This window comes from Waterburya agarophytonicola KI4 (assembly GCF_020640915.1).
GTDB classification, from domain to species: domain Bacteria; phylum Cyanobacteriota; class Cyanobacteriia; order Cyanobacteriales; family Xenococcaceae; genus Waterburya; species Waterburya agarophytonicola.
Genome location: NZ_JADWDC010000014.1, coordinates 19531 through 29826, shown reverse-complemented (window position 1 = coordinate 29826; position 10296 = coordinate 19531). Strand labels below are relative to the sequence as shown.

Annotated in this window: 11 protein-coding genes; 8 read left to right on the top strand and 3 right to left on the bottom strand. The window is 39.4% G+C overall.

Going from position 1 to position 10296, the window contains the following annotated elements; all coding sequences use genetic code 11:
* The 6 genes from I4641_RS07955 to I4641_RS07930 all read left to right on the top strand — a co-directional run.
* Window positions 1-638, top strand: a 638-nt coding sequence (locus I4641_RS07955; protein WP_229639951.1) for an S-layer homology domain-containing protein, incomplete at its 5' end; no start/stop codon positions are given.
* 126 nt (window positions 639-764) lie between these two features.
* Complete coding sequence (gene ylqF / locus I4641_RS07950) at window positions 765-1616, top strand: ribosome biogenesis GTPase YlqF (RefSeq protein ID WP_229639950.1); 852 nt, start codon at window positions 765-767, stop codon at window positions 1614-1616.
* A 10-nt stretch (window positions 1617-1626) separates the two neighbouring features.
* Window positions 1627-1947 (top strand): hypothetical protein, encoded by a 321-nt coding sequence (locus tag I4641_RS07945; protein ID WP_369426744.1) that lies wholly within the window; start codon window positions 1627-1629, stop codon window positions 1945-1947.
* A gap of 81 nt (window positions 1948-2028) precedes the next feature.
* Window positions 2029-2871 (top strand): alpha/beta fold hydrolase, encoded by an 843-nt coding sequence (locus I4641_RS07940; RefSeq protein ID WP_229639948.1) that lies wholly within the window; start codon window positions 2029-2031, stop codon window positions 2869-2871.
* 57 nt (window positions 2872-2928) lie between these two features.
* Complete coding sequence (gene psbQ, locus I4641_RS07935) at window positions 2929-3501, top strand: photosystem II protein PsbQ (RefSeq protein ID WP_229639947.1); 573 nt, start codon at window positions 2929-2931, stop codon at window positions 3499-3501.
* 82 nt (window positions 3502-3583) lie between these two features.
* Entirely contained in the window at window positions 3584-4705 is a 1122-nt protein-coding gene (locus I4641_RS07930; protein WP_229639946.1) for an NAD(P)/FAD-dependent oxidoreductase, read from the top strand.
* Between the two features lie 122 nt (window positions 4706-4827).
* Here I4641_RS07930 and I4641_RS07925 read toward each other — a convergent pair whose 3' ends face one another.
* Window positions 4828-5280, bottom strand: a complete 453-nt coding sequence (locus I4641_RS07925; RefSeq protein ID WP_229639945.1) for a hypothetical protein — start codon at window positions 5278-5280, stop codon at window positions 4828-4830.
* A 345-nt stretch (window positions 5281-5625) separates the two neighbouring features.
* On the opposite strand from I4641_RS07925, the gene I4641_RS07920 reads away from it, so the two are divergent.
* Entirely contained in the window at window positions 5626-6321 is a 696-nt protein-coding gene (locus I4641_RS07920; RefSeq protein ID WP_229639944.1) for a TVP38/TMEM64 family protein, read from the top strand.
* Between the two features lie 78 nt (window positions 6322-6399).
* Here the strand turns inward: I4641_RS07920 and I4641_RS07915 are convergent, their stop codons facing one another.
* Window positions 6400-7395, bottom strand: a complete 996-nt coding sequence (locus I4641_RS07915; protein WP_229639943.1) for a vitamin K epoxide reductase family protein — start codon at window positions 7393-7395, stop codon at window positions 6400-6402.
* A 116-nt stretch (window positions 7396-7511) separates the two neighbouring features.
* A complete protein-coding gene (gene btpA / locus I4641_RS07910; RefSeq protein ID WP_229639942.1) occupies window positions 7512-8354 on the bottom strand; it encodes a photosystem I biogenesis protein BtpA in 843 nt (280 codons plus the stop codon).
* A gap of 478 nt (window positions 8355-8832) precedes the next feature.
* Here btpA and rimO point away from each other — a divergent pair, with 478 nt between their 5' ends.
* A complete protein-coding gene (gene rimO / locus I4641_RS07905) occupies window positions 8833-10170 on the top strand; it encodes a 30S ribosomal protein S12 methylthiotransferase RimO (protein ID WP_229639941.1) in 1338 nt (445 codons plus the stop codon).
* The last annotated feature ends 126 nt before the right edge of the window (window positions 10171-10296 follow it).

Here is a 10296-nt window from a genome sequence, read left to right as displayed (position 1 = left end):
ATGAACCCAAATCTACAGCTACTACTCCTGAAAAGACCGAAATCCCTGAAGATATTGCTCCAACCTATTGGGCATATCCATTTGTCAAGCAGATGAGCGATCAGGGGTTGGTTGCAGACTTAACCGAAGACCAAGATTTTGAACCAGATAAGTTGATTACTAGAGCTAGTATGGCTACTTTAATCAGCCAAGCTTTTGATAACAAGCCTAAAAACAAAGCTATCAAAAAATTTGAAGATGTAACTAACAAAAATGCGATCGCTGCTGATATCGATAAAGCAGTAGGCATGGGCTTTATGCAGGGTTATTCTGATGATGAATTTCGCCCTCTAGAAAATATTCCCCGCTACCAAGTATTAGTTACTTTAGCTACAGGATTGGGTTTAAAACCATCTCAAGATGCTACTCAAATTCTACAAAAGTTTGGTGATGGTTCGGATCTGCCTGATTGGGCAAAACAACAGGTTGCAGCAGCAGCAGAAGCAGGATTGATTGTAAATCGCCCTAATGTCGCTGCCAATTCTCTTAGCCCTAACAAATCGGCAACTCGCGCTGAAGTAGCAGCAATGATTCATCAGGCTTTAGTTAAAACTGGGAAACTCAAACCTTTAGAATCTGAGTATATTCTCAAACCTTAATAGTCTATTCTTCTGGTTATATTGATTTACTTATATTCCACCCAAGTTAAGGATCTTTGCTAATTAGTTACCAAAACCCCTAGATTAGTCTATGGGGTTTTATTTTATTATTATTTCAAATTATCTATGTCCGCACCTCCAATTCAATGGTATCCAGGTCATATTGCCAGGGCAGAAAGGCAACTCAAAGAACAACTCAAGAAGGTTGATGTCGTCTTAGAAATACTCGATGCTAGAATTCCCCTAGCTTCCCATCATCCTCAAATAGATAACTGGATTGGGGAAAAACCGCGCATTATGGTGTTAAATCGCGTGGACATGATTCCCGAATCTGCTAAACAAGATTGGTCAACGTGGTTTAAATCCCGAGAACAAGAGCCTTATTTTGCCAATGCCAAACAAGGTAAAGGAATCAAAGCAATCAAAGTTGCAGCACAAAAAAAAGGGTTGGCAATGAACAAACGGCGACGCGATCGCGGAATGCGTCCTCGTCCTGTGCGGGCGGTAGTAATTGGTTTTCCTAATGTTGGTAAATCTGCTTTGATCAATCGTCTGGTAGGCAAAAAAGTTGTGGTCAGCGAACGTCGTGCGGGGGTAACTCGCCAACTACGTTGGGTTAAAATTTCCCAGGAAATAGAATTATTAGATGCCCCTGGGATTATTCCCTGGCGGTTGGAAAATCAGCAAGATGCGATCAAATTGGCTATTTGTGAAGATATTGGACAAGCTTCCTATGATAATCAAGTTGTAGCAGCAGCAGAAGTAGATTTGCTCTTAAAATTAGATTATGGCAAGGTATTGCAATCCCGTTTTAATCTAGATCCTACGGGAATGACAGGAGAAGCATTTATTCAAGAAGCAGGCGATCGCTTTTATAAAGGAGACAAGGAAAGAGTCGCTCGCCAAATACTGTATGATTTTCGTACGGGAAATATGGGACAGATTCCTTTGGAATTACCACCCTCTGTAAATAAGTAATAAGTAATAAGTGAAGTTTTTGGCGTTGTTATTAATAATTTTTTGGTTGGGATTTACTCCCGTTGCCCAGGCGGATATGTGTCGCGATCGCTTTGACGGACGAGTCTGCATCTTAAAGTTAAAGCGCAGTGCCAAAAACTATTGGGAATATCGAGCTAAAGTAAGCATTGATGGTAAAAAACAAAAAAATATCGAAATTTATAATTGTCGCGATCGTACTTTGACTCGCAAGGGTAAGTATCCAATTCCCTTCAAGCCCGATAGTCCTGGGGAATTAGTCTGCAAAACGTTCCAGAGACAAATGAATACTTACAAAGCTTCTAAATGGTAGTTTTTAATTGCTCTTATTTCATCCGCCATCCTTAATAATGTATGCTGCCTCAAAGAGTTAATCATAATCAATTAAAAACAAATGTCCATAAAAACAGATAAAATTCAGGTGGGTGAATTTGAGTGGTTTTATCGTCAAACAGAAATAAACAGCGATCGCACTCCCGTCCTTTTTTTACATGGTTTGCCTTCCCATAGCTACACCTGGATAAAAATGATGTCCCTATTGGCGGATGAAAATATTCCTAGTATTGCTCCAGATTGGCTTGGTTGTGGATTTTCTGATAAACCAAAGCAAAAAGATTTTGCCTATACTCCCGACGCATTTTTGACGAGTTTAGGGGAATTGATCGCTGCTTTAAAACTAGAAAAATTTTACTTAGTCGTTCAAGGATTTTTAAGTTCGGTAGGAGTGCAATACGCCCTAGAAAATCCCGAACAGATCGAGGGTTTAATTATTCTCAACACCCCCATTATCTCTGGTTCAAAGCTCCCTTGGGTAATGAAACAATTGAGTTTACCTTTTGTGGGAGATATGATGACTCAAGACCCTTTATTGGTCGATCGCACCATCGAAAAAGGCAGTGGTTTTGTGGTGTCCGATAAGGATTTAGATGTATTGCGCAAACCTTTCCTGCAAAGTTCGGCGGTGGGTAGATCTCTGATGGCTATTCTCAAAAAAATAGATTTAGATCGAACTACTCAAGATATTGAAACGGGTTTAAACAATTGGTCGCAACCGACTCTAATTATTTGGGGTACAGCCGATAGTTGGCTCAATGCTGACGGAGTGAAAAAACTAGCAGAGAGTAACCCAGAAATAAATTTAATCGAATTAGCCGAAGCAAAACATTATCCTCAAGAACATTGGGCATCTGATATTTCTCAAGCAATTGTTCAGTTTTTTCGCAGCAAAGTTTTTTAAAGGTGTACCTTTTCCTGAGAAAATTAGAGAAAAGTAATAACATCTATTTTGAACAAAATGAAAATATTTCGTCCTATTCTTTCTTTAATATTGGTCTTTGCTACAACTATTCTAGTTAGCTGTAGCGGTTCGACTGTCTCTGCACCTCCTACTTATACTCCCGACAAATTACAAAAAATCGCAACTTATCGCATCCCTCTAGACGTTGCTCGTCAAAGAATGTCCGAACTTGGTCAATATATTGACAAAGAAGATTGGACAAATGCCGATAATTTCTTGCACGGTCCTCTTGGGTTAATCAGAAGAGACTTGACTTATTTATCTAAAGCCTTACTTCCTGACGAACAAGAACCAGCTTTGAACGCAGCTAAAGACATTTTCAAACACTTTGAAAACATCGACGTTGCTGTCGATCAGAACAATTACTCTGTTGCGATCGATCAATATAAAAAAGTAGTATCCGATTTGGATGCTTACAGCAGTTTAATTCCTCAAACACAAAAACCTGTAGATCGAGCAGACCAAGCAATGAAATCTGCTAAAAATGTCTTTAAAGGAGTTCAGGAAGAAGTAGAACAAACTGTCGATCGAATTGAAGATATTATTCCCGATTTTGATGAAAATGCCTAAGATACGGCAGTAAGATAACTAATTAATTTGATGGGCTTGGCATTGCCGAGCCTTTTCTTTTGTTGTGATCAGGTTAATATTTATGAGCCAAATTGTCATTATTGGTTGTGGAGTCGTGGGCGCGGCGATCGCTTATGAACTCAGCCTTATCCCAGGATTAGACGTCACCGTCATCGAAAAAAATACCCCTGCTTCTGGTTCGACAGGGGCAGCTTTGGGAGTATTGATGGGGATAATTAGCCATAAAAAAAAGGGTCGTGCTTGGCGGTTGAGAGCAACTAGCATTGAGCGTTATGCAACTTTGATTCCCGAATTAAAAGAAAAAACAGGAGTAGATATTTCCGTTAATAACTGCGGAATTTTCAAATTGCTGTTTGCAGGAGATAATTTAGAAAAATGGCATAAATTAAGCGAATTTCGTCAAAAGCAAGGATGGGATTTAACTATTGGAGATCGCCAATTTGTCAGTCAGCAATGTCCCCATATAGTCAACCCAGATATTATTGGTGCGGTCTATTCTCCCCAAGATAAGCAAATCGATCCCGTCCAATTAACCAAAGCATTAGTCGCAGCAGCAACCATCAACGGAGTCAAGTTCGAGTTTGGGGTAAAAGTGGAAGATTTTGTTACCCAAGCAAACGCCGAAGATGAATCAATAACTTGCAAACAACTAATAACCAATACAGGCAAAATTGAAGTCGAACGGTTAATTATTTCTGCAGGTTTAGGTTCGACTCCTCTAACTAAATCTCTACAACAAACAATTCCGATTCGCCCCGTATTAGGACAGGCAATCAAATTCAAACTAGACCGAGCTTTAGGTCAGACTCATTTTCAACCCGTAATTACAGGAAATGATATCCATATCGTACCTTTAGGCAATAGTGAATATTGGCTTGGGGCAACGGTAGAATTTTCTACCGAGACGGGAGAAAGTATTGCAGATGAAAAATTATTAGAACAAACAATTCAAAAAGCGATCGCTTTTTGCCCTGAATTAAAAAACGCTAGTATTTTAAAAACATGGCTTGGCAGACGTCCTCGACCAGAAGGTATACCAGCCCCGATTATTAATAATTTATCGGGTTATCGTAATATTTTGCTAGCAACAGCCCACTACCGTAATGGCGTTTTGTTAGCTCCTGCTACGGCTTTAGAAGTTGTGACTACAATTGTGCAGAACTCAATGTCATACGGAAATTAGAAATTAACTATTTTATATCAGAGTTCAAATAATCAAAATTCTTAGATATCAAAAAAAACAATTAATCTTTTAACCATTCACCCTTTTTCAGTCTTAAAAATTTATTACTTATTACTACGATATCAATCGATGTATTGCCCTCGATATTTACGACGGGGTTTGTTTTCTTCACTTATTTTCTCCACTGCCAACCAGTCTAGAACTGTTTCTTCATATACTTGACCGCGATATCTTCTAGTTATAGTTTTAGTTGGTAAATCGTTCATATTTACTTGTGGTTGTGCTGAAGTTGGGGTTGTCTGTTTTTCTTTAAGCTCAACAGATTTAATATTATTTTTCTTGGCTTTTTCCTCTATCCAAATTGTTAATTTATCATTATTTTTAACAATTAAAGTATCAATATCGAAGTTATTATATTTCTTACAAATACTCAATATGCTTGTAATATTACTGGCATTTAAAGCATCACTTTTTCTAAAAAAAATACCGTCAATAGTACATTCTAAATTGGATGAATCAAACTGACTTTTGTCATTAAATTCACTAATGCTCAAATAAGTATTTTTTCCAGTCATGGTTATATTTTAAGGCTTGAATATATTCTTGATTTTAAAGATATAATTCCCGATTGAGTAATTAAAAATAACTTATTATTCCACTATGCTAGATAATCTTAATATTTTTATTCGTGAAACCTCCTTCAAATCAAGGTCTAAAGAGAATCTTTAGGATGCGATCAAACTGAGTTATTCTTTCCTCCTAAAATAACGCTGTTGAGAAATTATTATTCTTAAGCTAAACTCCGAATGTCAACACTTTATGGATCTTTCCCTCGATTTCCCAACTTTTGGTCCTCAAAATTTACAGTTTTATTATTTCTGCTCCTAATAAATTGGGAGTGGTTATCTAAGTAATATCTTATGGTTATTTGGCAAGAATGGGTATTTCAAGCACACCATTGGCTTAGTTCACTTGGTTACTTGGGTTATCCCGCTTTTATTGGTATTTATCTTTTAGCAACTTTAGTAGGTTTACCTGCAATTTTTCTCTTCTTAGCTGCGGGTAGCTTATATGGTTTCGTCCCTGGACTAATTTTAGTATCCTTTGCCGATACATTAAGTGTTGCGGTGTGCTATTTACTAGGTAGAACTGTGGCGCGAAAAGTAGTTCATCAATGGATTGCAGATCGCCCTCATTGGGGAAAATTCGACCGTGCAGTAGCTCAAAAAGGCTGGAAAATAGTCTTTCTCACTCGTCTATCGCCTATTGTGCCTTCCAACGTGCTTAACTACGGTTTTAGCTTAACTAAGATCAATTTTTGGCAATACATATTTGTTTCTTGGGTGGCGATGTTACCCGTGATTGCACTCTATGTATATCTTGCTTCTGTGGGGACTAATTTACTTTCAGGCAATAACGATCCCAAACAAATTATCGCCTCTGTAATTGGTTTTGTTACTACCTTAACCGCGATCGCCTACACAACGAAGCTAGTGCAAAGCACCTTATTTGACAAAACGGAAGATTCAAGGAGATCGAACCATAAAAACCAGAAAGGAGGAGCAATTAAGGAAGAAGAGGGCAGGAGAAGTAGGAAGCAAAGTTTGAGAAACTAGTCAAAAAAGCATTTATTTTCTTCTAACCTTCTCCCAATCTAAATCGATTGCTTCCAACACAAGAAAAATAAACCTCTACTAGGGTTTGTACTTAAATTCTTGGCTACCTTTATATCCAGAAAGTTCTGCTAGCTCTGCCATAGTTTTTGTACCAGGATAAAATTTGCCATCAATTTCCCAGGTCGGAAAAGATTGAATTCCTGCTGCCAAACAAGCCTCGCGCTGAGGATTTTTGCCTTGAGGATCGCATTCAATGTAATTTACTTCACTAAATGCTTCTTTCCCAAATAATTGCTTTTGATCGTAGCAATGAGGACACCAGAAAGCACCATATTTTTTTGCTCCTGTAGCGGTCAAATGTTTGGCTAAAGCAATTTCATCTTCTCCAGAAGTCGTCGTAATTTCCCAACCTTTTGGTGGAGTAGGCTGTCCATCAGCTTCAGGAATGGGAATAAACCCATCAACATCAGCTACTTCTTCTATGCTATTGGCGTTGGCAATTGGTGAATTAACATTAGAATAAATACCCAAAGTTACCACAATGGTAAGTAATCCAACAATTACTGCCGTAAATAATATTTGTCCCAAATCTTCCCAGTCTCTGCCCGTAATAGTAAAAATTAATAGGCTCAAAGAAAACAACGCCGAACCAATACAGTAGGGGCATGATGTTTTCAATTCGGTAGCCAAGACATACATCAAATAGCCACTAAACACCGCCATAGCGATGCTTCCAGCCAGTAATAGCCACCAGGTATAGTTTTCTGCCTGTTTTTTAAGAGCTTTCTGTTTGTCGCGGTCTATTGCCAAAGGAACGAGGGCAAAAGCTGCCATGCTGACATAAGCCAAACAACCAAACAGACTTAATGGCAGACCAAACACAGTTGCATAAACGCTATCTAAAACACCACTACAGCCAGCACCAGCAGTTGCATCAATAGAGCAAGCAGGACCACTACCCGTCAATTTGGTAATTGTTAAATAAGCAGTTAAGACTGCTCCTGCAATGGCGATCGCCCCAATGATGGGTCGCGACCAACGGTATATCCAAGGTAAAGAACGTCTACGGCGCATAAATTATTTTTATTTTAATTTTTATTAAAATCTACTTAATATTGACAAATGATTAATAATTTGCTGTTCAAATCAAATTATAGCCTGAGTTGAAAATGAGCTTGATTATAAATTGTTTAAAATTGTTTGACAGAATTTGATTCGACCTTTCCAGTTGCTTGAGGTTTACTTCTAGCAGCTTCGACAAACCGAGATACTCTGATGGGATCGATAGTTTCGCTGATTTTGCCATAACGCTTGAGAGAACTAGAGACGATGACACCATCAGCAGCTTGCATTAGTTGCGCAATATTGTCCCAATTTGCCCCACTGCCAATAAAGACAGGAGTTTCTCCTGCTGCTGCCGATGCCAATTCCAAATCTTCTTGAGTTGGAGGGCTACCTGTTGCCCATCCCGATAAAATTATGCCATCTGCCAAACCTCGTTCGATCGTATCTTGGACGGCAACGGTCAAATTAGGCGTTCCCAAAGGACGAGCGTGTTTGACCAAGACATCTGCCAAAATTGCTACATCTGAGCCTAATTCTCGACGATATCTGAGTAACTCGTGGGCTTTGCCTTCAATTAATCCTTGGTCTGTTGCCATGACTCCCGTCAAAACATTGACGCGAATAAAATCAACTTCCGTACAAGTTGCGATCGCCATGGCACTGCGAGCATCATTACGCAAAACATTGATCCCAATTGGTAACATGACCATTCCTTTCAAGCGATCGACAATCAAAGTCATGGCACTAACCACCGCAGGATCGACACAATCTTTAGCAAAAGGAGCATCAAAAAAGTTTTCTACAATAATGCCGTCTGCGCCACCAGCCGATAGTGCAGTCGCTTCTTGTTCTGCTCGGGCAATTATCTCTTTGAGATTTCCTTTCCAACGAGGGGAACTAGGCAGAGGAGATAAATGAACCACGCCTATTACTGGACTATTTGTTTCAAAAATTTGTTTTAATTTCACGCTGACTCCACCACGCGGTTTATTTCTCCTGTTCAAAAGCTATTATTATCTCAGATAACGCTTAATACTGTATACACTTATTACCAGTCATTTTTTCAATTCTTTTTTCAGAGAAATGCTTTAATTTTGCTAATGATTAATTCCCACTTAGGGTTTTATCTGTTAATATATTTTAACGAAAAGGTTATTTACGTATCTCAGCAGATATGTATGACCGCGAGTTCAAACCCCGTCAGAAACGGTGTCTTGAATAATTAATAGTTTTGCGGAACAAAAACTGTCTGGTTAGCTCCTGCTCCGCCGCGAAACTAGGGAGTATAATCCAACAGTTGGTCTAAATATTTATATTTATTATTTTTATATAGCTGTTACAGACCAGGGGTAAACGCTCCACACAAGCAAGACAAGCGAGTCTGACCTTAAAAATGCAAACTCATTTAGTAACTTTTGTATTGGTCATTAAAATTTAGGATAAAGAATGGCAAATAAGCCAACTATAGCCATGTCCCACTTGGGATGTGAAAAGAACCGTATAGATTCAGAACATATGCTGGGCTTACTAGCTCAAGCAGGTTATCAAGTAGATTCCAACGAAGAACTAGCTGATTACGTCATCGTCAACACTTGTAGTTTTATTCAAGAAGCGAGAGAAGAATCAGTCCGTACTTTGGTCGAGCTAGCCGAAGCTGACAAAAAAATAGTGATTACTGGCTGTATGGCACAGCACTTCAAGGGTGAGTTGTTAGAGGAACTGCCCGAAGCTGTAGCAGTTGTAGGTAGTAGCGACTATCACAAAATTGTTGACGTTATCGAACGCACTACAGCAGGAGAAAGGGTTGAAGAAATAACCGCAGAACCAGTTTATATCGCAGATGAAACAATTCCTCGCTATCGCACTACCACTGAGGGCGTAGCTTATTTGAGGGTGGCAGAAGGTTGCGATTATCGCTGTGCTTTTTGCATTATTCCCCATCTTCGAGGAAATCAGCGATCGCGTTCTATAGAATCCATTGTTGCCGAGGCTAAAACTCTAGCTTCTCAAGGAGTTAGGGAGATTATTCTCATCTCCCAAATCACCACCAACTATGGCACAGATATCTATGACAAGCCCATGCTGGCAGAACTTCTGAGGGAGTTAGGTAAAGTTGATGTTCCTTGGATTAGAATTCACTACGCTTATCCTACGGGTCTAACTCCCAAGGTTATCGCAGCAATTCGCGATACCCCCAACGTTCTTCCTTATCTAGATTTGCCTCTGCAACATTCTCACCCAGAAATTCTCAGGGCGATGAATCGTCCTTGGCAGGGTAGGGTCAATGATGGCATTATCGAGAGGATTAAGCAGGAACTACCAGAAGCAATTCTGCGTACCACATTTATAGTTGGCTTCCCTGGAGAAACAGACGAACATTTTCAACATTTGCTAGAGTTTGTTCGACGACACCAGTTCAATCACGTAGGCGTGTTTACTTTTTCTCCCGAAGAAGGAACTCCCGCTTACAGTTTAGAAAACCAGGTCGATCCAGAGATAAGTAACCAGCGTAGAGATATTTTGATGCAGATACAGCAACCCATTGCTGCTGCCCAAAATCTAGCCTATGTTGGCAAGCGTTTAGAAGTTTTAATCGAGCAGGAAAATCCTAGTTCGGGGCAACTCATTGGACGCTCTGCACAATTTGCCCCAGAAGTTGATGGACTAGTTTATGTTCGTGGAGAAGCTTCCTTGGGTTCAATTGTATCGGTAGATATTACGGCTGCTGATGTTTATGACCTATATGGGGAAGTTGCTACCGTAGCAGCCTATTCGATGGTCTGATTTTAAGCTAGATGATTTAGTTGATCGAGATGGCGAAAAGCCCTTGGTCAAACTAACCTATCGGTAATTTATCGAAGATTTTGTACCTCCTATCTACAACGGCAAAAAGGTACGTTTTGCCTTAAT

What these genes read in the sequence shown, in the direction of transcription:
- I4641_RS07930 (WP_229639946.1), top strand. Translation starts at nt 3,584, where the DNA reads ATGAGCCAAATTGTCATTATTGGTTGTGGAGTCGTGGGCGCGGCGATC.
- rimO (WP_229639941.1), top strand. Translation starts at nt 8,833, where the DNA reads ATGGCAAATAAGCCAACTATAGCCATGTCCCACTTGGGATGTGAAAAG.
- I4641_RS07920 (WP_229639944.1), top strand. Translation starts at nt 5,626, where the DNA reads ATGGTTATTTGGCAAGAATGGGTATTTCAAGCACACCATTGGCTTAGT.
- I4641_RS07925 (WP_229639945.1), bottom strand. Translation starts at nt 5,280, where the DNA reads ATGACTGGAAAAAATACTTATTTGAGCATTAGTGAATTTAATGACAAA.
- I4641_RS07915 (WP_229639943.1), bottom strand. Translation starts at nt 7,395, where the DNA reads ATGCGCCGTAGACGTTCTTTACCTTGGATATACCGTTGGTCGCGACCC.
- ylqF (WP_229639950.1), top strand. Translation starts at nt 765, where the DNA reads ATGTCCGCACCTCCAATTCAATGGTATCCAGGTCATATTGCCAGGGCA.
- I4641_RS07940 (WP_229639948.1), top strand. Translation starts at nt 2,029, where the DNA reads ATGTCCATAAAAACAGATAAAATTCAGGTGGGTGAATTTGAGTGGTTT.
- psbQ (WP_229639947.1), top strand. Translation starts at nt 2,929, where the DNA reads ATGAAAATATTTCGTCCTATTCTTTCTTTAATATTGGTCTTTGCTACA.